The organism is Bradyrhizobium sp. 14AA, assembly GCF_054185205.1.
The window spans coordinates 20,239-44,844 of the sequence record NZ_JAVAYM010000042.1 but is presented as its reverse complement, the minus strand read 5'-3'; the positions used below and the strand labels follow the sequence as shown (position 1 = coordinate 44,844).

Annotated in this window: 27 protein-coding genes; 12 read left to right on the top strand and 15 right to left on the bottom strand. The window is 64.6% G+C overall.

Annotation, left to right across the window (positions count from 1 at the left end; all coding sequences use genetic code 11):
• Nucleotides 1–442: 442 nt before the first annotated feature.
• Nucleotides 443–1,117: a TetR/AcrR family transcriptional regulator gene (locus RAD15_RS40985; RefSeq protein WP_458184383.1), complete on the bottom strand. Its 675-nt coding sequence runs from the start codon at nt 1,115–1,117 to the stop codon at nt 443–445.
• Between the two features lie 168 nt (nt 1,118–1,285).
• On the opposite strand from RAD15_RS40985, the gene mhpA reads away from it, so the two are divergent.
• The 3 genes from mhpA to RAD15_RS40970 are packed head-to-tail and all read left to right on the top strand — an operon-like array spanning nt 1,286 to nt 4,920.
• Nucleotides 1,286–2,794 (top strand): bifunctional 3-(3-hydroxy-phenyl)propionate/3-hydroxycinnamic acid hydroxylase MhpA, encoded by a 1,509-nt coding sequence (gene mhpA / locus RAD15_RS40980; RefSeq protein ID WP_458184382.1) that lies wholly within the window; start codon nt 1,286–1,288, stop codon nt 2,792–2,794.
• 22 nt (nt 2,795–2,816) lie between these two features.
• Entirely contained in the window at nt 2,817–3,668 is an 852-nt protein-coding gene (locus RAD15_RS40975) for a fumarylacetoacetate hydrolase family protein (RefSeq protein ID WP_458184381.1), read from the top strand.
• Between the two features lie 40 nt (nt 3,669–3,708).
• Complete coding sequence (locus RAD15_RS40970; RefSeq protein WP_458184380.1) at nt 3,709–4,920, top strand: ABC transporter substrate-binding protein; 1,212 nt, start codon at nt 3,709–3,711, stop codon at nt 4,918–4,920.
• 64 nt (nt 4,921–4,984) lie between these two features.
• Here the strand turns inward: RAD15_RS40970 and RAD15_RS40965 are convergent, their stop codons facing one another.
• The 4 genes from RAD15_RS40965 to RAD15_RS40950 all read right to left on the bottom strand — a co-directional run bounded on the left by RAD15_RS40965 (nt 4,985) and on the right by RAD15_RS40950 (nt 7,289).
• Nucleotides 4,985–5,827, bottom strand: coding sequence for a hypothetical protein (locus RAD15_RS40965; protein ID WP_458184379.1), 843 nt, complete (start codon nt 5,825–5,827; stop codon nt 4,985–4,987).
• 144 nt (nt 5,828–5,971) lie between these two features.
• Nucleotides 5,972–6,238: a hypothetical protein gene (locus tag RAD15_RS40960; protein WP_458184378.1), complete on the bottom strand. Its 267-nt coding sequence runs from the start codon at nt 6,236–6,238 to the stop codon at nt 5,972–5,974.
• Between the two features lie 170 nt (nt 6,239–6,408).
• The gene (locus RAD15_RS40955; RefSeq protein WP_458184377.1) at nt 6,409–6,900 is read right to left on the bottom strand and encodes an SRPBCC family protein; all 492 of its coding nucleotides are present in this window, start codon (nt 6,898–6,900) and stop codon (nt 6,409–6,411) included.
• A gap of 2 nt (nt 6,901–6,902) precedes the next feature.
• A complete protein-coding gene (locus RAD15_RS40950; protein ID WP_458184376.1) occupies nt 6,903–7,289 on the bottom strand; it encodes an ArsR/SmtB family transcription factor in 387 nt (128 codons plus the stop codon).
• Between the two features lie 282 nt (nt 7,290–7,571).
• On the opposite strand from RAD15_RS40950, the gene RAD15_RS40945 reads away from it, so the two are divergent.
• Nucleotides 7,572–8,633 (top strand): serine hydrolase, encoded by a 1,062-nt coding sequence (locus RAD15_RS40945; RefSeq protein WP_458184375.1) that lies wholly within the window; start codon nt 7,572–7,574, stop codon nt 8,631–8,633.
• A 65-nt stretch (nt 8,634–8,698) separates the two neighbouring features.
• Here the strand turns inward: RAD15_RS40945 and RAD15_RS40940 are convergent, their stop codons facing one another.
• Both RAD15_RS40940 and RAD15_RS40935 read right to left on the bottom strand, forming a co-directional pair.
• Nucleotides 8,699–9,529 (bottom strand): outer membrane protein, encoded by an 831-nt coding sequence (locus tag RAD15_RS40940; RefSeq protein WP_458184374.1) that lies wholly within the window; start codon nt 9,527–9,529, stop codon nt 8,699–8,701.
• A gap of 270 nt (nt 9,530–9,799) precedes the next feature.
• Nucleotides 9,800–10,504, bottom strand: a complete 705-nt coding sequence (locus RAD15_RS40935) for an SDR family oxidoreductase (protein WP_458184373.1) — start codon at nt 10,502–10,504, stop codon at nt 9,800–9,802.
• Nucleotides 10,505–10,604: 100 nt separating this feature from the next.
• On the opposite strand from RAD15_RS40935, the gene RAD15_RS40930 reads away from it, so the two are divergent.
• Nucleotides 10,605–11,447, top strand: a complete 843-nt coding sequence (locus RAD15_RS40930) for a GNAT family N-acetyltransferase (protein ID WP_458184372.1) — start codon at nt 10,605–10,607, stop codon at nt 11,445–11,447.
• A gap of 6 nt (nt 11,448–11,453) precedes the next feature.
• Here RAD15_RS40930 and RAD15_RS40925 read toward each other — a convergent pair whose 3' ends face one another.
• Entirely contained in the window at nt 11,454–11,912 is a 459-nt protein-coding gene (locus RAD15_RS40925) for a hypothetical protein (protein WP_458184371.1), read from the bottom strand.
• Nucleotides 11,913–12,185: 273 nt separating this feature from the next.
• Here RAD15_RS40925 and RAD15_RS40920 point away from each other — a divergent pair, with 273 nt between their 5' ends.
• The gene (locus tag RAD15_RS40920; protein WP_458184370.1) at nt 12,186–12,473 is read left to right on the top strand and encodes a hypothetical protein; all 288 of its coding nucleotides are present in this window, start codon (nt 12,186–12,188) and stop codon (nt 12,471–12,473) included.
• 65 nt (nt 12,474–12,538) lie between these two features.
• Here RAD15_RS40920 and RAD15_RS40915 read toward each other — a convergent pair whose 3' ends face one another.
• The 6 genes from RAD15_RS40915 to RAD15_RS40890 all read right to left on the bottom strand — a co-directional run bounded on the left by RAD15_RS40915 (nt 12,539) and on the right by RAD15_RS40890 (nt 15,538).
• Nucleotides 12,539–12,823, bottom strand: a complete 285-nt coding sequence (locus tag RAD15_RS40915; protein ID WP_458184369.1) for a hypothetical protein — start codon at nt 12,821–12,823, stop codon at nt 12,539–12,541.
• A gap of 12 nt (nt 12,824–12,835) precedes the next feature.
• Complete coding sequence (locus tag RAD15_RS40910; protein ID WP_458184368.1) at nt 12,836–13,177, bottom strand: curlin; 342 nt, start codon at nt 13,175–13,177, stop codon at nt 12,836–12,838.
• A 178-nt stretch (nt 13,178–13,355) separates the two neighbouring features.
• Nucleotides 13,356–13,766, bottom strand: coding sequence for a curlin (locus RAD15_RS40905; protein WP_458184367.1), 411 nt, complete (start codon nt 13,764–13,766; stop codon nt 13,356–13,358).
• Nucleotides 13,767–13,797: 31 nt separating this feature from the next.
• The gene (locus tag RAD15_RS40900; RefSeq protein WP_458184366.1) at nt 13,798–14,190 is read right to left on the bottom strand and encodes a curlin; all 393 of its coding nucleotides are present in this window, start codon (nt 14,188–14,190) and stop codon (nt 13,798–13,800) included.
• A 118-nt stretch (nt 14,191–14,308) separates the two neighbouring features.
• Complete coding sequence (locus tag RAD15_RS40895) at nt 14,309–14,710, bottom strand: curlin subunit CsgB (RefSeq protein WP_458184365.1); 402 nt, start codon at nt 14,708–14,710, stop codon at nt 14,309–14,311.
• 168 nt (nt 14,711–14,878) lie between these two features.
• Nucleotides 14,879–15,538 (bottom strand): response regulator transcription factor, encoded by a 660-nt coding sequence (locus tag RAD15_RS40890; RefSeq protein ID WP_458184364.1) that lies wholly within the window; start codon nt 15,536–15,538, stop codon nt 14,879–14,881.
• Between the two features lie 599 nt (nt 15,539–16,137).
• Between RAD15_RS40890 and RAD15_RS40885 the strand changes: the two genes are divergently transcribed.
• From RAD15_RS40885 to RAD15_RS40865, 5 genes are all read left to right on the top strand, one after another.
• Nucleotides 16,138–17,565 carry an efflux RND transporter periplasmic adaptor subunit gene (locus RAD15_RS40885; RefSeq protein WP_458184363.1) on the top strand — a complete coding sequence of 476 codons (1,428 nt, stop codon included), beginning with the start codon at nt 16,138–16,140 and terminating at the stop codon, nt 17,563–17,565.
• A complete protein-coding gene (locus RAD15_RS40880; protein WP_458184362.1) occupies nt 17,562–18,287 on the top strand; it encodes an ABC transporter ATP-binding protein in 726 nt (241 codons plus the stop codon). Before RAD15_RS40885 ends, RAD15_RS40880 begins: the two co-directional genes overlap by 4 nt.
• Nucleotides 18,284–19,507, top strand: coding sequence for an ABC transporter permease (locus tag RAD15_RS40875; RefSeq protein WP_458184361.1), 1,224 nt, complete (start codon nt 18,284–18,286; stop codon nt 19,505–19,507). The genes RAD15_RS40880 and RAD15_RS40875 overlap by 4 nt, the downstream gene beginning before the upstream one ends.
• Nucleotides 19,508–19,555: 48 nt before the next feature.
• Nucleotides 19,556–19,873: a response regulator transcription factor gene (locus tag RAD15_RS40870; protein ID WP_458184360.1), complete on the top strand. Its 318-nt coding sequence runs from the start codon at nt 19,556–19,558 to the stop codon at nt 19,871–19,873.
• A 1,115-nt stretch (nt 19,874–20,988) separates the two neighbouring features.
• Complete coding sequence (locus tag RAD15_RS40865) at nt 20,989–22,857, top strand: alkaline phosphatase family protein (RefSeq protein WP_458184359.1); 1,869 nt, start codon at nt 20,989–20,991, stop codon at nt 22,855–22,857.
• Between the two features lie 49 nt (nt 22,858–22,906).
• Here RAD15_RS40865 and RAD15_RS40860 read toward each other — a convergent pair whose 3' ends face one another.
• Nucleotides 22,907–23,479 (bottom strand): hypothetical protein, encoded by a 573-nt coding sequence (locus RAD15_RS40860; protein WP_458184358.1) that lies wholly within the window; start codon nt 23,477–23,479, stop codon nt 22,907–22,909.
• Between the two features lie 381 nt (nt 23,480–23,860).
• Here RAD15_RS40860 and RAD15_RS40855 point away from each other — a divergent pair, with 381 nt between their 5' ends.
• Nucleotides 23,861–24,520, top strand: coding sequence for a peroxiredoxin (locus tag RAD15_RS40855; RefSeq protein ID WP_458184357.1), 660 nt, complete (start codon nt 23,861–23,863; stop codon nt 24,518–24,520).
• Nucleotides 24,521–24,606: the final 86 nt, after the last annotated feature.

Sequence of the window (24,606 nt, the reverse complement as noted above, 5' to 3'; positions counted from 1 at the left end):
GCTTCTGCCAGCTCAAACACTTCCGACGCTTGGCAACCCGCTATGACAGGCGAACCGCCAACTTTACCGGCTTCATCCATCTCGCAGCCGCAATGATCTGGATGCAATGAATGTCGATCGGTCCTAGTGCGCCCTGGACCCGGCACGGCGTTGTGACGTCAAAGCCTGGGAGGACGCATCAAAGACGACGCGGCATTGTGGGCTGAGCTGATCGCGCTGAGCGGCCATGCAGCTTCTGATCTGGTCCCGGTCGGGAACATAAGCAGCGCAAAGCCGAAGCGCGTCTCCCATGCAGGCTTGCCGCTGGTCAGCCTCGCTCGGACCGGACTGGGCCAGGGCCGGCGTGATCGTTGCGCTCAGCAAAGCAAGAACAAGACGAAATTGCATAGGGACTCTCACTCTCGGGTTGGACATTTGGCGAGGCTGGCGATGTCATCCAGCGTCATTGTGGAAGATGAAGAAACGTCGCGATGGTGGCCTCGACCAGCAGATCGCGAGAGGTTTCCGGGGCGATCTCAGGCGCAATCCGACTGAGCAGCATCGGAAAAGCCGGCGGCTGGTTCAGCGCAGCGTTGAGAAGCACAAAAAACAGCGCGGGATGGCGACTGCGAATGATGCCTGCTTCGATGCCGGCGGAAAAAAGCTCGCGAACCGTCGCATAGGCCGGATGTAGAAGTCGGTCGGACACCAGCACGGCCCGCTCCGGCGCGTCTGTGGCATGCCGGACGACGAAATCCCTGACGACAGGATGCGCAGCATAGAATGCGGCGATCGCGGAGATCACGCCGCGAAGCCGCTCAGCCAGCGGGCGCGTGGAATCGCGAGCGATCTCCTGGACACCGGCCATGGCGGGAAGTCCGATTCCGACGACTCGATCCAGGCAAGCCTCCCAGAGCGCCGCCTTGTTGCCGAAGTGAACGCGAACAAGGTTGGCACTGACATTGGCAGCTTTGGCAACGCTGCGCAGATCGGCGCCATCGAAACCGTGGCAGGCAAACGCGTGGGTGGCTGCCGCCAACAGCGCTTGCCGGCCGTCCGGCATGTCCTTGCTCCGGCGCCCTCGTGGGCGGGAGACCACTGCGGTCTTTTTCCTGGCCTTCGCCATCGTCATCTGCATATATGTTCACTTGTACATATATGCAGATGCGCGCCCATTGCAAGAGCTAATCATGCTCGGCCTTGCCCGGCCGAGGCGTCCGCGCCCCGGGGACCCGCCTGTCCGCAGGACGGACACTCGGCGCGGCGACGTTGAAGAGGTCACCCGCCTGAGGACAAAGATCGCCTCATGCAAAATAACTCCGCCCCCGAAGAGTTCGACGTCGTGATTGTCGGCCGTGGCCCGGTCGGCGCCACGCTCGCCAATCTGCTCGGCCTCTGCGGCCTGCGGACGCTGGTGCTGGAGCGCGAGGCACGGACCTATCATCTGCCGCGCGCGGTGCATTTCGACGACGAGTGCATGCGCGTGTTCCAGACCATCGGCCTGACTGATGCGATCCTGCCGCAAATCATCCTCAGCCCCGGCATGCTGTTCCTCGACGCGCACGGCAAAATGCTGCTGGACTGGTCGCGGCCGCAGACGCTGACGCCGATGGGCTGGCATCTCAGCTACCGCTTCCACCAACCCGATCTGGAGGATGTGCTGATCGGCGGCCTCGCGCGCTGGCCGCACGTCACCTTGCGCAGCCGCTGCGACGTGTTCGCGCTTGACCAGGACGAAGGTGGCGTGCGCGTCCGCTTCGAGGACCTTTCCAGCGGCAAGCTCGGCGAGGTCCGCGCCGGCTATGTGATCGGCTGCGACGGCGCGCGTTCTCTCGTTCGCCGCTTCATCGGCTCCGGGATGGACGATCTCGGCTTCCACGAGCGCTGGCTGGTGATCGACGTCCTGCTCAAGCGCCCGCGCGATGACCTCGGCGACTACAGTCTCCAGCACTGCGATCCCAGCCGCCCGGCGACCTATGTCCGCGGCACCGGCGCGCGGCGGCGCTGGGAGATCACGGTCCTGCCGGACGAAGATTCGAACGAAGTCGCGCAGCCGGCAAAGGTCTGGGAGCTGCTGTCGCGCTGGGTTACGCCCGACGATGCCGAGCTCGAGCGCGCCGCGGTCTACACATTTCATTCCGTCATCGCGCAGCAATGGCGGAACGGACGGCTCTTGCTCGCCGGAGACAGCGCACACCAGACCCCGCCCTTCCTCGGCCAGGGCATGTGCGCCGGTATCCGCGATGTCGCCAACCTCGCCTGGAAGCTCGCCAGCGTCATCCGCGACGGCGCTGCGCCCGATCTGCTCGCCACCTATCAGAGCGAACGCCAGCCGCATGTGCGCGAGTTCATCGAACTCGCCATTCGCCTCGGGGGCGTAATCAACACCAAGTCGATCGAGGCAGGTCTCGCCGCCGGCCAGGCGCGCGAGAATGCGCCGGTCAAGCTCGAGGTCAAAAAGCCCCTGCTCGGCCCGGGGCTGGCGCCCGGCGACCTGCTCCTCGCCGGTCATCTTGCCCCGCAGTTCATGCTGACTGACGGCAGCCGCAGCGACGACCGCATCGGCTACGGCCACGTCCTCCTCATCGAGAGCGCGGCCACGCTCCCGCCTGGCCTCGCGCTTTCGCAGGCGGGACTCAAAATCCTGACCAGCGACGATGCCGAAGGCCTCGGTCCCTGGCTCCGCGAGCACGGCATCACCGCCGCGCTCGTCCGCCCCGACCGCTACATCCGCGGCACCGCCCGCAACGATGCCGAGCTCGACCGGCTCATCGCCGCCATCATACCTCCAACCCACGTGCCGTCCGCGGCCTGACCGAACATCTCAAGGATATCTCATGAAGCTGCTCTCTTTTGTCGCCGACGGTCGTGCCTCCTTCGGAGCCGTCAAGGACAACGGCGTCGTTGATCTCGGCGCGCGCATGGCGCCCTGCACCACGCTGCGACAGTTGCTCGAAGCTGATCGCCTGCAAGAGGCGGCAAAGCTGGTCGCGTCCACGGCGCCCGATCATCCGCTCGACAAGATCAGCTTCGCGCCCGTCATCCCCGATCCCGGCAAGATCATCTGCGTCGGCCTCAACTATCGCGACCACGTCGCCGAGACCGGCCGCACGGTTACGGAGAAGCCGGCACTGTTCGTCCGCTTCCCCTGCAGCCAGGTCGGACACCTCCAGCCCATCGTGAAGCCGAAGGTCAGCGACGATTTCGACTATGAAGGCGAACTTGCGCTCGTCATCAGCAAGGAAGGACGGCACATTCCGGCCAGCCGCGCGCTCGACCACGTCGCCGGCTATTCCTGCTACAATGAAGGCAGCATCCGCGACTGGCAGCGCCACACCAGCCAGTTCCTCTCCGGCAAGACTTTTGCGGAGAGCGGCAGCTTTGGACCGTGGCTGGTGACGGCTGACGCGATTCCCGATCCGTCGAAGCTCTCCTTGCAGACGCGTCTCAACGGCACCGTGGTGCAAGACACCACCACCGATCTCCTGATCACCGCCATCCCCGAACTGATCGCCTACATCTCGACGATCTGCCCGCTCGTCCCCGGAGACGTCATCGTCACGGGCACGCCCGGTGGCGTCGGCGCCAAGCGCACACCGCCGCTGTGGATGCGTCCCGGCGACACCGTCGAGGTCGAGATCTCCGGCATCGGAATTTTGCGCAACAAGGTCGTCGCCGAGGCGGCCTGACCACCGCGACCGATCGATCAACGATAAATCAGGAAACGCCATGGCCCATCTCCGCACGACATCCACCGCCATCCTGCTGGTCACGCTGGCGCTCACAGCGCAAACTGCCCGTGCGGAGATCAAGGGCGATGCCATCCGTATCGGCGTGCTCACGGACATGAACGGCGTGTTCGCCACTGCCATGGGTCCGGGCTCGGTGGAGGCGGCGCGGATGGCGGCGGAGGAGTTCGGCGGCAGGATCAACGGCAAGCCGATCGAGATCCTGCAAGCCGATCACCAGAACAAGCCAGACCTCGCCGCCTCTCTCGCGCGAAAATGGTTCAGCGACGGCGTGCAGGCGATCGCCGACGGCGGCAGCTCCGGCGCGGCGCTTGCGGTGCAGGAGCTGGTGCGCGGCAACGGCAAGATCTTTCTTGTCTCCGGTGCCGGCGCCAATCAGCTCACTGACGAGGCCTGCGCACCGACCAGCGTGCAGTGGACGCAGGACGCCTATTCCACCGCGACCGCCGTGGTCTCCGGCATCATGCGGACCAGCAAGGAGCCATGGTTCTTCATCACCGGTGACTACGCCTTCGGCCATTCGATCGAGGCGACCGCGCGCGCCCGCATCACCGAGCTCGGCGGCAAGGTCGCCGGCAGCGTGAAAGCCCAGCTCGGCACCCCCGACTACTCATCGTTCCTGCTCCAGGCACAGTCGTCGGGCGCAAAAATCCTCGCGATCAACGTCGCCGGCGACAACGCCACCGCGATCAAGCAGGCTGAGGAATTCGGCCTCGCCGACCAGGGCATGAAGATCGTGCCGATGTCGTTCCAGAACGTTGACATCGAAGCCGTCGGCCTCAAGGCCACCCGCGGCGATCTCATCGTCACCTCGTTCTTCGAGGACGTCTCGCCGGCGGCCAGGAGGTTCTCGGACGCGTTCTATGCGAAGCGCAAAGCCATGCCTTCGCAAATCCAGGCCGGCGTCTATTCCGCCGTGCGCCACTACCTGCAAGCCGTGAAGGACACCGACTCCGACGACAGCGCGGCCGTGATGGCCAAGATGAAGGCGACACCGGTGTCGGATGCCTACACGCCCAATGGCCGCATCCGCGAGGACCAGCGTATGGTGCACGATCTCTATCTGGTGCAGGTCAAGACGCCGGAGGAATCCAAGGGCCCGTGGGACTTCGTCAAGCTCGTCGCAACCATCCCGCCCGACCAGGCCTTCCGCCCGCTCGACCGCAGCAAGTGCAGCCTGGTCGGCAAATAAAGCGTTTTCAAGCGAAGTGGATACCCGTTCGCGTGAAGAAAACGCGTCGAAATAAGAATCAACCTCAGGCGAGATAGCGCGTCAGATAGCCTTCCATGGCGTAGAGCGCGCAGAGCGCGAGGCTCGACCACACGGCGGCGCTGAAATACAGGAACATCCAGGTCAGCTCGCCCTTCCAGTGCGCGATGTCGTGGGTCACCACCCAGCGCGTCGAGACGTCATGCAGGCCTTCGAGAAAGCCGAGGAGCCTGTTGCCCTCGGCGTGCCCTGCCCGCCAGCGGCTGAGATACATCGGCACGTCGACGGTGACGAGGAAGGCGAGGAAGCAGGCGATGCCGACGATGCCTGACATCAGCGCCCAGCGCACCGGCCCCTGGAATTCCGGCATCAGCCGGCACAGCGCGATGCCGGCAAGGAAGAAGGTCACCGCCCACAGCGAGTTCTCGATCGCGTTGTAGAGGAAGTTGGTCGTCACGACCGCGTACCAGGAGAAGCACTCCGCGATGATGATGATCGGCACGATCACCAGCGCGATGTTCACCGCGGTCTCGGCACCTGTCATCTTGCCGAGCTGATGCAGGATGATCGCCCATTGCGCGACGAAGCAGAGCTCGGCCACGGTCGCGACCGTGCGGCCGACGACGACGCTCGACAGCCAGGTGTCGAACAGGCAGATGCGCTGCACGTCGGCGCGCGGCAGCACCGAGCGGAAGGCGCAGCCGAACACATAGCCGGCGCAGAGCAGGAACATCAGCCCGATGTCGGAGCCGCCACCGATGCTGCCCGCGACCGTCGGGTAGAACTCGCGATACAGCATGAACCAGACCAGAATATTGGCGCTGCTCACGAGCGTCAGGGATCCCCACCACCACGCGAGGGGATTTGACCGCGCCTGCCACTGCAACATGAACCGCTCCGCTGTAATCGATATTTCATCTAGCGGTAGCAATTCTGTCACAGTCAGGCAGCTCGTCGCGACAAGAATCTGCGTGACGGCACTGTCATAATTCAACGCCCGGGGGCCGCCCGGCCCGCATCCGGGCGCCTGCGCTCAAAGCCCTCCGGCCCGGCGGCCGCCGCTGCGGATGCGGTTGTCACATTCCTCGACGTAGTGCTGATATTCGGAGATCGCGCGATTGGCCATGCGGATCCGGTTCGTCTGCCCCTCCTCGAGCATCCCGGCGACACGTTGCGCGAGGAACACGCAGGCCTCGAATTCATCGCGGATGGCGTCGGTACGCGTGAGAAAATCCCAGGCGATATCGTAGGCCTGCTCGGCGGCCGGGTTGCGGTAGTCGCTGAAGATAATCTGCGTCATCGACGGTAAAGCCGAACGAGCGCGAACGTTCCTGTCGGTATTCTCGAGCGCGCCGCCCCGGCCGATGGAACGAAAACCACCGGCCGCTCCGGCACATCAGTGACCTGGTATCAGCCAGGGCCGTTATCCGGGCGATGCAGCGAATCGAGTCCGGAATGACGGCGCTGCTCTCACCTCCTCATCCCCGCCACATAGGCCGCGAGCTTGTCCAGCGTCTGGTAGCCGTATTCGACGGCACCGAAGCCGATCATGCCGTCGCGCTGCTCGGTGCTCGAGGCCAGTTGACGCATCATCAGCACGGTCTTGCCGTTGCTCTGCTCGGCGAAGGTGATCGTGAAACGAAACATGCCGGGATCGTCGTCCTGGTCGGTGCCGTGATCCATCTCCATCAACGAGGGCCGCTCGATGCGGCGGAAGCGCATGCGGTTCGGATAGACCGTGCCGTCGGGTCCGATCATGTTGAAGCGCCAGACCCCGCCGACGCGCACGTCGATCTCGAAGGTCTCGACCTTGAATCCCTTGGGCCCGAACCATTGCGGCAGATGTTTCGGGTCGGACCATGCCTCGAACACCAGATCGCGCGGCGCGTCGATCACGCGCGACATCACGATCTCGCGGTCCATCGACCATTGCGACAGGGCAGCTTTGGTTGAATTCGTCATCGTCAGGCACCTTTCCGCTTGGTTGTTCGGGACGGCCGCTTGGCGGCCGCCCTCTCCTTCTCTTTCTTGAGCTTCATCACATAGGCCTCGAACCGGTCGAGCCGCGCCTCCCAGATCGCGCGCTGCTGCTGGAACCAGTCCTCGGCACCAACGAGCGTGTCCGGACTGAGGCGGCAGGTGCGCACGCGCCCGGACTTCTCGGACTGAACGAGCCCGGACGTCTCCAGCACGTGGATGTGCTTCATGAAGCTCGGCAGCGCCATGTCGAAGGGGTCGGCGAGCTCGCCGACCGACGCTTCGCCCGCGCACAGCCGCATCACGATCGCCCGCCGCGTGGGATCGGCAAGGGCCGCGAAAACCTGGTCGAGCCTGGATAATTGGTTAGCCATGAAGCTAACTATACGGCCAGCGTCATCCGGCGTCAATGATTGTTAGCTCATGGGCTAAGTAATTTTCCACAGCGCCGGCGGAACCCAGAACGCGCAATCGTGAATTGGGTCATCGCGCCCTCACCGCTAAAAGAGACCCGGGGGCGCATCGCATCATTTGTCAGAGCCGTGCCGTCTGTTGTCACCACTCCATACCTCAGCCGGCGAACCCTCGCCTGGGCTGCGCTGGTTCCGCTCGCGATCGCACTGGGCCGGCCGCGCCGGGCAATGGCGGATTCCGACATGATCGCGCAGATGCGCGACATCGTCGCCGCCGAGCTCGCACCGACCGCAACGCCGGACCATCCAGGTGGTCTCTCGGCCGCGCTCTATGCCGGCCGCCATGTCGAGTTCTTCAACTACGGCTTTGCCGACGACGCTACGAAGAGGCCGGTGACGCCGGACACGCTGTTCAACCTCGGCTCCCTGCGCAAGCCATTCGAGGCGACGCTGGTCGCGCTCGGCGTGCTCCGCGGTGAGCTGCGGCTCGACGATCCCCTGCCGAAATATCTGCCCGAGCTCCGCGGCGATTATATCCGTCGCGTCACTGTGGGCGAGCTCGTCACGCACACTTCGGGACTGTTGCTACCGACCGACCATCCGCCCTGGCCGAACGAGGAGTTTTCGCGGGCGCAGTTCATCGACATGCTCAACGCGTGGAAACCGCAGGCCGGCGAAGCGCCCGGCAAGCAACGCATCTACAGCCATGCCGGCTACGCGCTGCTCCAGCTCGTGCTCGAGCGCTGTTACCGCACGCCGGTCGCAACGCTGTTCGCGCAGCGCATCCTCGGGCCGCTCGGCATGAATGCGACCTCCGTGCCCGAACGCGGCGAGGACAGCCGTGCCGTCATGGATACGGCCTGGATGGATCGCGTGGTCCAGGGCTATTCGGATCAGGGCACGGCCATTGGCCCGATCGGCAACCAGCAGAGCTATTTCGACTTTCCCGGCACCGGCCAGATGTTCTCTTCGCCGCGGGATCTCGCGACATTCGTTGCGGCCTGCGTCGACGGGCGGGCGGTCGAGCCGCAGCTGCGCGAGGCATTGCGGACGACGCAGCACGAGCTCTTCCGCGTCGACGACAAATTCGGACAGGGCATGGCCTGGGAGACCGTGCGTCTTCCTGATGTCACCGTCGTCGACAAGCCGGGCGGCCTCAACAATGCCTCCGGCTATATCGGCCTCGTGCCGGCACGGCGGATCGGCATCGTCCTGCTCGCCAATCGCGGCGAATACCCGCACGAGATCGCCCGCTACAAGATTCTGCCGGCGCTGGCGCATCTGATCGCCTCGCACACGGGCTGACTTGCAAAACAGAAAGCCCCGGCAGAGCCGGGGCTTTCCACGCCAGAGTCGGAACGGGATGACGATCAGTATCTGGCGACGACCGGTCCGCCGAACTTGTAGTTCACGCCGACGCGCACGATGTTCGACGTGAGGTCGATCGAATGCGTGTAGACGTTGGTCGGGAAAGTGCCGAACGACACAGACGTGAGATTCGTGCTGGTCGTCGTGGCGCGACCGAGATCAACATAGAGATATTCGGCTTTCAATGACCAGCCATTCCCGACCGCGTACTCGCTGCCGACGCCTGCGGTCCAGCCGACGCGGGTATCGCGGATCGTTCCGGATTCGGCCGCGCCACCGAAGAACGTGTCGGTGAACGTGAAGTTGCCCTTCACGTCGGCAATCGCGGCACCACCGGTGGCATAGAGCAGCCAGTTGGGGGTGGCGAGGAAGCCGATGCGGCCGCGGATCGTGGCAAGCCAATCGGCCGAGACTGAGGAGTTGACGGTGAAGTTGGCCAAGCAGCAAGGATATTTGGCCGAGCCGGTCGCACTACCCTTGAAGCCGAAATAGTTGATGTCGCCTTCAAGGCCGAGCACGGCGTTGTTGACCTGCCAGTTATAGCCGGCGGTGAAGCCACCGGTCACGCTGGAGCTGTTGACGTGCTGGGCACCGACCGCATTGACGGCAGGCACGCTGCTGGAGGTGAAGTAGGCGGGGGGATCGTACACGGTCGAAGTCGTCGGGTCGGCGCTGCCCCATTGTCCGCCGACATTGGCGCCGACATAGAAGCCGGTCCAGTTGTAGCCCGGCGCCATCATGGGCGCCTTGGTGTAATGCGCCGCGAGGTCGGCTGCATGCACCGATGCGGAGCCCAGCACAACCGACGCAACCGCAAGCAAAAACTTCTTCATTCCAGTCTCCTAGCCCCACGCGATGACGTCGCGTTTCGAAGCGCACCGACAGAAATCGTCGGGCGCAGCTGAGGCATAGGCCGCACCCCCCTGCTCGTCTTGGGCTGCGGCGAAGTTCATAGGGACTGTGAGGAAGTGTGAGCTTCAGATCGTGCGAACGGACGACGGGTGTGACCGATGGGCCACGCGTCGTCCAGCATCGGCGGCGTGCGACGCACGCCCGCGTCGCATCACGACAAGCACCCAGAACGCGATTCGACACTGCGTGCCTCAGACCGAGCGGGTCAGTCCACCATCGACGCGGATGTTCTGGCCGGTGATGTAGGCCGCGCCGTCGGATGCCAGGAACGAGATCGTCGCGGCGATCTCCTCGACCTTGCCGTAGCGCTGCATCGGCACGCTGTCGCGTCGCGCGTCGGTCTGCGGCAAGCTGTCGATCCAGCCCGGCAGAACGTTGTTCATGCGGATGTTGTCGGCCGCATGGGTGTCGGTGAAAATCTTGGTGAAGGCGGCAAGGCCGGCCCGGAACACTGCCGAGGTCGGAAACATCGCGCTCGGCTCGAACGCCCAGGCGGTCGAGATGTTGATGATGGCGCCGCTCTTCTGCGCCTGCATCACCGGCGTCACCAGCCGGGTCGGACGGATCACGTTGAGGAGATACGTGTCGAGGCCGGTATGCCACTGCTCGTCGGTAATCTCGGTGATCGGCGCGCGTGGGCCGTGACCGGCGCTGTTGACGAGTACGTCGATGCGCCCCCACCTGGCAAGCGCACCGTCGGTGAGCAGCTTCAGATCGTCGTTCGACTTGTTGGAACCGGTGACCCCAAACCCGCCGAGCTCGGCCGCCAGCGCCTCGCCCTTGCCGGAGGACGACAGGATCGCGACGCGAAACCCGTCCGCCGCAAGCCGCCGCGCAGCCCCCGCCCCCATGCCGCTGCCGCCTGCGGTAACGAGTGCGACCTTCTCTGCTGCCATGACCGTCATCCCCTAGGTTGAGGCGGGCCGCAGGCCCGGCCTATCATGAGGCCTTCTACCGCCGGACCTGCCGGCAGGTCCACCGTCGAGAGCAGCCATCATGAGCGATCTGCAGATCCGCAATTTGCGCCCCGAGGAGATCACGCTCGCCGTCGACTGGGCCGCGGCCGAGGGCTGGAATCCGGGCCTCTCCGACGCCGCCTGTTTCGCCATCCCCGACGCGCACGGCTTCTTCGTCGGCGAGATCGACGGCGAGCCGGTGGCGACCGTCTCCTGCGTCAATTACGACGATCGCTTCGCCTTCCTCGGCTTCTACATCGTGCGGGAGAGTTTTCGCGGCTCTGGCCACGGCCTGCGCATCTGGAACGCGGCCATCGCGCATGCGGGCTCGCGCGTGATCGGGCTCGACGGCGTCGTCGCGCAGCAGGACAATTACAGGAAGTCCGGCTTCCAGCTCGCCTACGCCAATATCCGCTATGGCGGCATCGCCGCCGCGCCACCGAAGCCGCCCACGGACGTCGTGGCGCTCGACACGATCCCGTTTGCGCGCGTGGAAGCCGACGATGCCACGGTCTTTCCGGCGCAGCGCAGCCCCTTCCTGCGCGCCTGGATCACCACATCGGGCCATGTCGGCCGTGCTGTCGTGCGCGAGGGCAAGCTCGCCGCATGGGGCGTCATCCGCCCGTGCCGGACGGGCCGCAAGATCGGCCCGCTCGTCGCCGACGACCGCGCGGCGGCGGAGGCGGTCGTGCAGGCCCTGCTGGCAAGTGCTGACGACGGCGAGGTCTTCCTCGATGTCCCCGCCGTCAATCGCGAGGCGATGGCGCTCGCGGAAGCGCTTGGCCTCAAGCCGGTGTTCGAGACGGCGCGGATGTACACGGGGCCGATCCCGCCGCTGCGGATCGACCGCGTCTTCGGCGTGACCAGCTTTGAGCTCGGCTAGCTCTGCTCAGTAGCAGCGCATGATGTTGACGGTATGCTCGCCGCCGCCGCGGCCTGGCACCGTCACCTGCTCCGTCGGACAGCTCGGGACATAGGGGCGATCGGACGGCACGACGTTCGGCGGGAAGCGATGCGCCCAGTCCCAGGGAACATCATAGGTGTAGGTGTAGCGCACGTCGTTCGAGAGCGGCTGCGCGGCATCGCCGAAGGGCTGGCTGTACGTCGCACCGTCGTAGACGAATCCGCCGCCGCCCGGCCAATAGACCCAGGGATTGTTACGCCGGTGGAACCGGGCGCCCGGCGCGATCGGCGGACGCGCCACCGTGCCCGAAGGCGATGCGGTGAACCCATGCGGCGCGGCGCCGCCGGGTCTGGCAAAACTGTCGCTGGGGCTAAGGAGCAGCGCGACTGCGCTGAGCGAGGCGAACAACGCCCCGAGTGGTCTCACATGTGATCTGGACGTCATGATACGCACCAACTCGTTTGGCTTGGCGATAGCGGCTCCCCGCCGCACGCTAGGCCGCCCTGTCGCCCACCCGCAAACGTATAATTAATTGTTGGTTAAGACACGGGATTAACGGGGAACACAGTGCGGCAGAACGCCCGGGATTCCCGACGCTTCGTTCCCAAATCGGTACTTCATAACCAGTTGATCCGAGTTGATCGCCTGGACGGGATTGGTCCGGAACGCTCCCCCAACGGGGCTGTTGGCCCCGACAAGAAAGAAGGAGCATCTCGCATGCAGAACACGTCGAAACTCGTTGGCCTGATCGCGGCATCACTCGTCGCAGGCACTGCAGCCGCCTCGGCGCAGGGCTACGATTGGAACGGACCGCGCGCAGGCTGGGACCGCACCGCCCCCGGCTATGACACCGTCCAGCCGCGCGCGATGTACTATCCCGGCACGGCGGGACCGTATGGCGCGCTCAACGGCACCAACCATCCGGCGCCGAGCTCGACGCAGGGCGACGTCGGTCCTGACGGCAACAACAACGGCACGCTGACCGGCAGATATCGCAGCTGGTAATGCCCGCTCGCGGCGTGGCCCATCGTCCCCTTCCGGACGGTGGGCCTTCGCGCGTCAGCGCCGTCTCAGTGCTCCTGCAGCTGCTTGCGCAGCCAGTCGAGCATGTCCTGCGGATTGCCGGTGCCCTGTGTCACGATCGCGGTGTTTCCGCCGCTGCGGCGATAGACCGTCGTGCGCCCCGGTTCCTTCTCGATCTTGACCTCGGCCTGCGCCGGATCGCCACTCTGCGTGATGACCGACGTGCCGTTCTCGTCCTGGACCACCGTGGTGTGACCGTCGCCGGCCCCGGACGGGGCCGCCGCAACCACACTCATGAGTCCTATTCCGGATGCGAGCAGGAGCAGCTTCATGTCACACCTCCATCATCGGCCGAACTGAAAGATCGCCAGCCAGTTGAAACGCCCGAACTGCCTCACAGCTCCCGTGTTCATGTCTCCGATCTGGAGCAGGAGCGCGTTGGTGGAATTGCCGATCTGGGTGATGTCGGCGGTGTTGCTCGCGCCGGACTGACCGATCACCGCGTTGGTGGTGCCGCCCACCTGGATCACGTTGGCATAGTTGCGCGTGCCGTTCTGGATGATGGTCGCGTCCACCGTCCCGGTCCCGCCGATCTGGATCACCCGCGCGATGTTGATGCGGCTGTTCTCCTCGATCGTGACGGGCTGAACATTGTCGCCGAACTGCACGATTGTTTCAATGCTCACGTTCCGGTTCGTCACGCTGCGCTGGACGGATCCGGCGCATGCCTGCGTCGTCGTGCCGATGGCGGCAAGCACGCTCGCCACGGCCAACACATGCCTCAGGGCTTGCCTCAGGACTTGTCTGCCGCATCGCATCGCGCTTCCCCGTTCGTTCTCGACGCCGAAAACTTCGCCCTGCGTGCTACGGTCCGGCCTGGACGATTGTCGACGCGTTGACCGCGCCGAATTGCAGTACCGCGCCCGCGTTCATGGCGCCGAGCTGGGATATCGCGCTGGTCGCCGACTGGCCGGTCTGACCGACGAAGGCGAAATTGTTCATCCCGGCCTGCCCGATCGATGCGGAATTCGTCCCGCCGAATTGCAGGACGCCCGTGGCATTGTTGGTGCCGGTCTGAGTCACTGTCGCGCTGGTGCTGCCGCCGATCATGAACACGCCCGCCATGTTGAGCTGACTGTTCTGGTTCAGCACGACGGGCGGCCCGCCGACCGACACGATGGTCTTGATGTCGGCCGTCTGGGCGCCGGCCGACCCGGCGCCCGCCGCGCACAGGGCGAATATTACGACGCACGCGCGTCCCAAATGATGCTTCATGACATGCCTCGTCACTTCAGAGCGGATCCGCTCACGGGGTCTGCTGGAGAATCGTCGAGCCGTTCAGGATTCCGAGCTGGCCGACTCCAGCCACGTTGTTCGCACCGATCTGTCCGATCAGGCTCGAATTGGAGCCGCCGACCTGGCCGGCCAGCGCGGTATTCGACGCCGTTGGCGTCGTGCCGCCCTGCCCGATCACCGAATTGTTGACGGTGAGCAGCGAACCCGTCTGCAAGGTGGTCGCCGTGTTGGTGGCGCCGAATTGCAGCGTGGTGGCGCTGTTGCTGGTGCCGCCGCTCTGCGAGATGAAGGAGCTGTTGGTCGTGCCGAATTGCAGCACGCTGGCCGAGTTGCCGGCCTGGGCATCGACGGCCGTCAGCATGCCGAACGTGACGACTGCCGCGATGAGATATCTGCTTCGCATGTCATTTCCTCCGTCAAAGCCGGCGATCGATCTCGATGGGTCGACCGGCCCTGTTGCGGTGCTGTCGAGAATGGCGCGGACGCGCCGCGTGTGACGCGTCCGGCCAAACGGGGCTGGTTCAGTGCGCCGTCTGCGAAACGGTGCTCGTGTTGATGCCGAGAAGGCTGAATTGGCCGACGGCGGCCGAGTTGTTCTGCAGCGCGGCGGGCCCGAACGAGTTCTGCGTGATCCCGCTGTTGTTGTTGCCGAAGGCCACCTGGCCGGTGGTCGCCGAGTTCTGCACGCCGATCTGGTTCACGGTGCTGGCGTTGTTGAGCGAGGCGGAGCTGGTGCCCTGCATGGTGGACGCACCGTTCAGGATGCCGACCTGGGTCGTCGACGAGCTGTCGTTGGTGAGGCCGTTCTGCGTGACGCTCGAACCGTTCACCACGCCGACCTGCACAGTGGTCGAGGTGTTGGCAGCCTGGGCTGCGGAAGACAGGGCGAACACGGCAACGGAAGCAAAAAACAATTTGCGCATGGAGTATCCCTTTCTAAGCCAAAGTTGTCTGACTGGGTTCGGATGCCGTCTTGGAGGAGGCCGACATCGTAGGGATGACTGTGAACCGATCATGCGCCGTGCGACAGACTGCAGTTCATGCTAATCGGTACGGACTAGACGACGTGCAACATGTCGGCACATGGAAGCTCAGGAGCAGCGCCTGACCGCACTGGCACGCGTCGTATCGGCCTCGCGCCCCATGCTGTCGATCAGCCGCACCACTTCGATCGGCGAGCGAAGCTCCAGCTTTCGCATCATCCTGGCGCGATGGACCTTCGCCGTCACTTCGCTCACTCCGAGCTTCGCCGCGATCTGCTTGGCGACGAGCCCTTCGGCCATCAGCAGCATGATCTCGTGCTCCCGCGCCGTCAGAGTCTCGACGCGCTGCCTTGCTTCACGCACGGTGTCTTCGCGTTCCAGCCGTCTGCGGTCGCGTTCGATACCGTGCCTGATCGCATCGAGGATCTCCTGCTCGCGAAAGGGTTTTGGCAGAAACTCGACCGCGCCGCGCTTCATGGCCTCGACGGAGACGCGAACGTCGGAATGCCCGCTGATGAAGACGATCGGAATCGGCACGCCGGTCTCGGCGAGACGGCGCTGGAGCTCGAGGCCGGTCGGCGAGGTGCCGGGAAAGCGGACGTCGAGCACGAGGCACGAAGGCCCGCCGGAAATACTCTCCGCGAGAAACGCTTCCGTCGACGCGAACAACTTCACCTGGTGTCCGGTCTCCTCGCAGAGATTTCCAATCGCAGTTCGAATCTGAATTTCGTCATCGACAATATAAACTGTGGCTTGATCTGAACTCATGGCAATGGACTCCCCGGATTGGCGCTCGATGAGCAAGCAACGAGCCATCCATTCTTCTTGCAGGCGGAAACAAGGTGCTTGAATGAATTCGCGGGGATCGAGCGAATGGCTTCGGTCCGCCAGCTTGATGTCTTAGGGCCAACGCCCGCCCGAGGCGAGTGAACGCGTTCACACATCGGGCTTCGTGATTGGAGGGATTCGAGCCCGCTGCCCCGCATCACAGCGGAGCCCGGTATCGGGAATGCGACAATCCGGTGTCGTGACCGCGGACTCGCCCACTGCGTCATTGCATCGTCACTCATGTGCCGACTTGAACGACGGCCACGGGCCGCCTCCGCCACACCAGACGGGACGTTCAGTCAGCTTATCGAGTTCGATACCGCGCGCATCGTATCGATACGCTCCGTATGCATTCGCAGCAAATCACGAAAAGTCGCACCCCACGGACTTTACTACTGGATGATCAAGCGCGCCCGACCGCCGCCCCGGCAGCGGCGACATACTGACGATCGATACTACTCTAGATGTTTTACAACCATAGCGCGATCTTCGTCCGTACCGCCAACGAAACCATTTTCATCCAGGGGCGGGTTTTTGATATGCGATTTGTGCCAATTATTGCCTTGCTCGGAACTGCATGCGGCCTCGTCGCGGTCTATGCCGCGGGGTCGGCCGTCCTCGGCGCCGCGGCCGGGAGCGCGGCTGACAAGGCGACGCACGCCTATGAGTCGACCCGGCGCCTGCTCGTGCCCGACGGGCGCGAAGCACCGACCTTCGGATCGGATACGCCGGTGTTCCGCTATGCCGCGATCCAGCGCGGCAGCATCGAGCAGACCGTCACCGTCACCGGCGCGCTGCAACCCGTCAAGACGATCGAGGTCGGCTCCCAGCTGTCCGGTCAGCTCGCCCGGGTCTATGTCGATTTCAACGACACCGTCGCCAAGGATCAGCCGCTCGCCCTGATCGATCCGCGCAGCTTTGCCGCCAAGGTGGACGAAGCCAGGGCCTCCATGGCCGTCGCCAACTCCCTGGTCGACATCGCCCGGGCCAAGCTCGATCGCGCCAGGATCGACCTGCAAAACGCCAGGGGCAGCCGGGACGTGCTCGCCGCCAAGCTCGAGAGCGCCCAGGCGGTCAAGAGCTCGGCGCAGAAGACCTTGCAGCGGAAACTGGCGCTCCAGTCGCAAAACGTGGTGGCGACGACGACAGTCGACGACGCACAGACCGAGTTCACGGCCCGTCTGGCCCAGGAGCGCGAGGCCGAGGTCCTGATGTCCCTCAATTCCTATTCGGTGGATGGGGCGCAGGCCGACGTCCGCCGCATCGAGGCCGAGCTGCAACAGGCACGGATGGCGGTGCCGGAGAAGGCGGCCGTTCTCGCTGCGGCGCAAGCCGATCTCGACCGCACCGTGATCCGTTCGCCGATCGACGGCGTGGTCGTCGGCAGGTTCGTCAACGAGGGCCAGACGCTCGCGGTCGGGCTGGAATCGCGCACCACCTTCGTGGTCGCGCATCGCCTGGAGGACATGGAGATTCATGCCCAGGTCGACGAAGCCGATATCGGGCGCATCGCCCCCGGCCAGCGCGCCCATTTCACCGTGGACTCCTACCCGGACCGCCGCTTCGAGGCGGTGGTGCGGCAGGTGCGCAAGGCGCCGCAGAACCAGCAGCACGTCGTCACCTACACCGTCGTGCTGTCGACCTCCAATCTCGACGGCGCGCTGCTGCCGGGAATGACGGCCCTGGTGAAGATCGTGATCGAGCGGCAGGACGACGTGCTGAAGGTGCCGCTCGCCGCGCTTCGTTTCCAGCCTTCCGGCACGCGGCCGGACGCTGCTGCGCGCAGCGGGGTGTGGGTACGCACCGCAAGCGGCTCGCTTCAGCGCATTGCCGTGACGGTCGGCGCGGCCGGCACCGAGCAGGTCGCGCTCAAGAGCGGAGACCTCGTCGAGGGCAGCCAGGTCGCCGTCGGCCAGGCGATCCGTCCGGCGGGAATGGAATTTTTCGGCATCAGGTTCGGATCATGACCGCCTCCCCGCCCCTCATCAGCCTCCAGTCGGTCTGCAGGACCTACCGAACGGATGGAGTTGCAGTGACCGCGGTGCGCAATGTCAGCTTCGACATCGCGCAAGGCGAGATCGTCGCCGTGATGGGACCGTCCGGATCCGGCAAATCGACGCTGATGAACATGATCGGGCTGCTCGACCTGCCGAGCGAGGGCGCGGTCTATCTCGAGGGCGCCGACGTCGCCGATCTCTCGGAAGACCGCCGGTCGTCCTTGCGCGCCCGCAGCATCGGCTTCGTATTCCAGTCCTACAATCTGCTCGCCCGCCATAACGCGATCGAGAACGTGGCGCTGCCGCTGGTCTATTGCGGCGTCGGTCGCAAGGAACGTCTGGCGCGCGCCGAGCAGAGCCTTCAGGCCGTCGGCATGCTGCACCGGGCCCATCACTTTCCGCGGCAGCTCTCCGGCGGCGAACAGCAACGCGTCGCAATCGCGCGCGCACTGATCGCCTCTCCGCTGATCGTGCTCGCCGACGAGCCGACCGGCGCGCTCGACAGCCGCACCGGCGCCGAGATCCTGGCCCTGTTCGCCGCGCTCAACCGGACCGGCCAGACCATCGTGATGATCACGCATGATCCCGGTATCGCGACGCAGTGCCGGCGCACCATCCGCCTGCATGACGGCGAGCTCGTCGCCGACGAAACGCTGGTTCAGATCCTGCCGAAACGGAGCGCCACGCCATGACGATGCTCCAGGGCTTTCAGATCGCGCTGCATGCCCTGCGCCTCAATCCGCTGCGCAGCTTCCTCACCATGCTCGGCATCGTGATCGGCGTCGCCTCCATCGTGACGGTGTTCGCCATCGGGTCCGGCGCGCAGCTCCGCCTCCAGGAACAGATCCGCTCGATCGGCGCCAACGTGCTGATGATCACCCCGGGCGCGGTCTACCAGGGCGGCGTGCGTCTCAAGGACGGCAGCAAGCTGACGATGACGGAGAGCGACGTGCAGGCCATCCTCGAGCAGATTCCGGAAATCCAGGCTGCGGCCGGCTCGATTGCCGGAACGGCACAGGTCATCCACGAGAGCAAGAACTGGAATACGACGATCAACGGTACGACGACCGGGCACTTCATGGTGCGCGACTGGCAGCTTGCGAGCGGGCGCTATTTTTCCGGCTCCGAAGAGGCCGGCGCCGGCAAGGTCGTGATCCTCGGAAGCACCGTCGCGCGCGAGCTGTTCGCGCCCGGCGACGACCCGATCGGCGCGCAGATCAGGATCATGAAGGTGCCGCTCGAAGTGATCGGCGTCCTCGATCGCAAGGGACCGGCGCAGGACGACGTCGCCTTCGTGCCGCTCACCACCGCCAAGCTGCGCTTCCTCGGCAGCGCAAGCAACATCAACCGGGATTCGGTGGCCTACATCATCGCCAAGGTGGCCGCGGACGGACAGATGGCGGGAGCACGATCGGAGATCGAAAGCCTGCTGCGGCAGCGCCACCGCGTTCCCGCCGGCCAGGAGGACGACTTCAAGGTCCAGGACCCGGCCGCCGCCATGGAAGCGCAGCAAGGAGCGATCCGCACGGTCGCGCTCCTGCTCGTCGCCATCGCCTCGGTCTCGCTACTCGTCGGCGGCATCAGCATCATGAACGTCATGATCGTGTCGGTCACCGAGCGCACGCGAGAAATCGGAATCCGCCGCGCGCTCGGCGGGCGGATGCGGGACATCCGTCTGCAGTTTCTCTGCGAGGCGCTGGTCCTCTGCCTGCTCGGCGGCGCCATCGGCGTCGGCTGCGGCGTCACGCTCTCGATGACGGTTGCCCGCATGGCGGGATGGATCACCTCGATCGACGGCCAGGCGATCGGCCTTGCCCTCGCCTTCTCGATCGCGACCGGCCTGGTCTTTGGTTTTTATCCCGCCCACAAGGCATCCAAGCTCAGCCCGATCGAGGCGCTCAAGACGGAGTGAGAGTATGCCGGGCGTCCGCGTCAACCAAAGACCAGGGAGGCACCAACCATGAGCCCGGATCCAAAGGATTCGATTACACCGACACCGCGCGAGCGGGAGCTGATGATGCTGATCGCGCGGGGAATGCAGAACAAGAACATCGCCTACGAGCTCAAGATCTCGGAGAACACGGTGCGCGCGCATATCGGCAACATCATGCGCAAGTACCGCCTCCAGAACCGAACTCAGATCGCGATCATCTTCGCCCTGCACGCGGCACCGCCGTCGCTTCGCCGCGATCTGGCCGATGGCGGCGGCTATCCGGCCAGGACAGGGTCGGCGCAGGCGCTCGCACGCAATGCGCGGGTGCCGACCTTGCCGGACTGACGGTCACGGCCACAATCCCTTGCGTTGCTTCGGGCGAAACACCCAAGTCCGGGGTCAACGGAGCGGCGGCGAAATATTTCGCTTTATTAGAATTCGGAATTTTGTTAGGAATTGCTCACTCTGGCCCAAGGAAGAGGGGCGTATCGCGATCGTCACGAACGCGGGCCGGGCGGCGGTGGACGCAGATGGCATCGGCGCGAGCGGGTTTGCAGGGCGGGAGACCGTGAGCAAGGCCGCCGCGCATACAACCGGTGCCATCAGCGTACGGCAAAATCGTGTGGTCCTGACGCCCGGGGTCTGTGCGTCAAGTCTTGTGGTGATGTGTGCGGCCCGACCGGGCCGGCAAATCAGCCATCCGCAAGGCGACGGGGGCAATAGTGCATCGCTCCCCGGGGAGAGCACGACATAAGCCGTAAAACCACTGCGCAGGGAAGGCCGGTTGCTAGGCTTCACCTGTATGCCGCTGTGCAAATTCTTGTTGCCACCTTTCGCACAGTGGACCGTGGGTGCCCGGCCGGCACTCGGTCTTCCCTGCGCCCTCTTTCAATTGAGGGGGCATTGATCAAAGCTCGGGCGAAATGCGCCGCGAGGCTGCGAAGGTGTGGCCGCACACTCGCTGTCATCGCCCGCGAAGGCGGGCGATCCAGTATTCCGAGACAGTTGTGATTGAACCGAGAAGCCGCGGCGTACTGGATTCCCCGCCTCCGCGGGGAATGACAGTGGCACTTGGAGGATCAAGTTGACGCCCCACACTCCGTCATTGCGAGCGCAGCGAAGCAATCCAGAATCTTTCCGCGGAAACACTCTGGATTGCTTCGCTGCGCTCGCAATGACGACGTTGATGCACTTGCGCGAGATATCTCTCCACCGTCGTCCTGGCGAAAGGACCCATTACCCCGGTCAGCGTTGTCTTGGCGCGATGTGGCCACCAGCGGTCGCAACAACCAATTTCGGTGGCTATGGGTCCTGGCTTTCGCCAGGACGACGGCGAGGATGCGGCCTCCCCAGCCCTCTTGCATCGACAACAGCCCTTGTAACAAAACCGTCATACAGCGAAACTAAACGAAGGCCGGGGCCGCGATCGCGGCCATGCCGCCTCACCGCAGGAGACCTCGATGCGCCGTTCACTGGTGTTGCTGTCCGCCGGACTGACAGTGCTGTCCACCGGACTCGCTTCCGCCCAGAACAATACGCCCCGTAACCTGATCCTGTTCATTCCGGACGGTCTTCGCGCGCTGAAGGTGACGCCGGAGACGGCGCCGGCGATGGCCGAGGTCCGCGACAAGGGCGTCAACTTCAAGAACCCGCACTCCCTCTTCCCGACCTTCACCATGGCCAACGGCTCGGCGATGTCGACCGGCCACTATCTCGGCGACACCGGCGTGTTCTCCAACACGATCTGGACCAACTACACCTCGGTCCCCGCCGGCGACACCGTGGTCCCCTTCATCGAGAACGACGCCGTGCTCGGCGACATCGACGAGCACTTCAAGGGCGACTACCTCAACGAGGAGACGATCCTGAAGATGGCCCGCGACAAGGGCCTCAGCACCGCGGCGCTCGGCAAGGTCGGTCCGACCTACCAGTTCGACCACACCGACAAGCCTGAAAAGCCCGGCCTGCACTCGATCGTGTTCGACGATTCGACCGGCGGCAAGAACGGCGTGGCGCTGTCGGACGAAGTGAAGGCGGCGCTGACCAAGGCGGGCCTCCCCCTCGCCACGCCGCCGCGCGGCGACAACAGCAAGGCGGGCGATGCCAAGACGCCCGGCACCATTGTCGCCAATGTCGCGCAGCAGGCCTATTTCGCCGACGTCGCCACCAAGGTGGTGCTGCCGATGTTCAAGGCGCGCAACAAGCCGTTCGTGCTGGTGTTCTGGTCGCGCGACCCTGACGGCAGTCAGCACAACACCGGCGACAGCCTCAACCAGATCAAGCCCGGCATCAACGGGCCGACCTCGATGGCCGGCATCAAGAATGCCGACAACAATCTCGCCCAGCTCCGCAAGGCGCTGGACGAGCTTGGGCTGACCGCCAGCACCAACATCATGGTGCAGGCCGATCATGGCTTCTCGACCATCTCCAAGGAAAGCAAGACCAGCCCCTCGGCCAAGGTCAGCTATGACGACACGCCGAAGGACTTCCTGCCGATGGGCTTCCTGGCGCTCGACCTCGCCAAGGCGCTCGATCTGCCGCTGTTCGACCCCAACGACAAGAACGCGAAGGTCGAGGACAACAAGCACCCCAAGGCCGGCAACGGCGTGCTCGGCAAGGACCCGACCAAGCCCGACCTCGTCGTCGCCACCAATGGCGGCTCGGACCTGATCTATCTGCCGAACAAGGACAAGAAGCTGGCGGCGAAGACCATCAAGGCGCTGCTCGAGCAGGACTACGTCTCCGGCCTGTTCGTCGAGGACTCGCTCGGCCGCTTCCCCGGCACCCTGCCGCTGTCGAGCCTCAACCTGCGCGGCAAGTCGGCGACACCGACGCCGTCGATCGTCGTCAACTTCCGCTCCTATGCCAGCGATTGCGGCGAGGCGCCGACCAATTGCTCGGTGCAGGTTGCCGACACCGTGCTGCGCCAGGGCCAGGGCATGCATGGCAGCTTCAGCCGCGGCGACACCATGAACTTCATGGCCGCCATCGGTCCTGACTTCAAAGCCGGCTATGTCAGCGAGATTCCGGTCAGCAATGCCGACGTCGGCATGACCGCGGCGCAGCTGATGGGCCTGCGCGCCTCGCAGAACGGCGGCCTGGTCGGCCGGGTGATGTCGGAGGCGCTGCCCAACGGCATCGTGCCGAAGGCCTATGCCGGCACGCAGAAGTCTAAGCCTGCCGAGGGCGGCCTGATCACCGTGCTGAATTTCCAGCGCGTCGGCAGCCAGCGCTATTTCGATGCCGCCGGCTTCCCCGGCCGCACGCTGGGCCTCGAGGTGGACCATCTTGGGATGGGGACCGGCAAACAAAAAACGGCGGGGAAATAACCCCGCCGCTTCGCTCGCGCCCCGCAAGGGGCGCGACAATCTCGTCTCGTTACATGCCGATGTCGAACACGTTCGGCAATTGGCCCGCCAGGGGCAACGCGGTGGCGCCGAGGAACGTCGCCACCATCGCCATCAGGCGACGGTTGTTCTGGCGCTTGCCGCGCATCTGGCCGGCGATCCACTCCAGCATCTCGCTGTTGACCTTGGAGGCATAGGACGGTGCCCAGCTCTCGATGTCGGTGTCGGCCGCCAGCGCGACGCTGCGCGGCGGCACCTTCAGGCCCGAGGCGCTTGCGGCATAATGGGCAACCGCCTTGGCGAGCAGGTCGTCGAAGCGGCCGCCATCGGTGCGCTCGGTCGCGGCCTCGTTGATCTCGAACAGGGCTTCGGCCTCAGTGCGGCTGACCGGCTGGTCGTTGACGGCTGTTGCGGTCAGGATGCGCGTGCACCAGGCGGTGTCATCGGCATCGAGCGAGCGGGAGAAATGGACCCGGCCCTTGGTGGTCGGGCCTTCGCCCGTGATCACGCCATCGCGGACGATGGAGAGGGCATAGGCCGCGGTATCGCGGCAGGACGGTTCGAGGGACGGCGACTCAACGGATTTAGGCGCAGCGGCAGACATAGTTCACTTCCAGATTTCTTCTGATCGACCAGCATTTTCATGCGGGCGTAAAGGGGTGGTTAACGATTCGATACGGGGATCGCGACTTTTCTAGATGGTTGCCAATTGGTCGCTCTCAGGACCATTTTGGTTCTAGGAAGCGCGGGGCGGCCGTGATGGGAGTCATAAAAGGCTTTATCGGGGCAATCGGACCCGTGCGGCCCCGGTGGAGATGTTTCGCCGCAGGCGCGGCTGTAACAGAAAGGTGCTAGAAAATCGGCTCTTCAGGGAAGGAATTCACATTTTACTTCAAGCGGTTCACTTGGCGCTGCCAAGCCCCTATAGTCATAATGACGACCAGAGATAAATTCTCAAGTAAATTCAATGAGATGAGGTAGAACCATGACACTTCCGATCGGCACCACCGCACCCGACTTCGAAGCCGACACCACCGAAGGGAAGATCAAGTTCCACGACTGGATCGGCAACAGCTGGGCGCTTTTGTTCTCGCACCCCAAGGACTTCACGCCAGTGTGTACGACCGAGCTCGGCGCTCTCGCCAAGTTGAAGCCGGAGTTCGACAAGCGCGGCGTCAAGCTGATGGGCCTCTCGGTCGACCCGGTCGATCGTCATTCCAAATGGTCGGAGGACATCAAGGAGACGCAAGGCGCTGCCCCGAACTACCCGATGATCGGCGACACCGACTTCAACGTCTCGAAGCTCTACGAGATGCTGCCGGCCTCGACCTCGGGCGATCCCCTCACCCGCACGCCGGCCGACAACCAGACCGTCCGCAACGTCTTCATCATCGGGCCGGACAAGAAGATCAAGCTCGTGCTGGTCTATCCGATGACGACGGGGCGGAATTTCCAGGAGATCCTGCGCGTCGTCGACTCGCTCCAGCTCACCGCCAAGCATCGCGTCGCGACGCCGGCCGACTGGACGCAAGGGCAAGACGTCATCATCGCGGGCTCGGTCTCCAACGACGAGGCCAAGACGATCTACCCGCAGGGCTGGAAGGAGCCGAAGCCCTACATCCGGATCGTGCCGCAGCCGAAATGACTTTTGGCGGTCGCGGATAGCCCGCAAAAAGTCATCCCGGGGCGATGCGTCAGCATCGAACCCGGGATCTCGAGATTCTCTGGTGC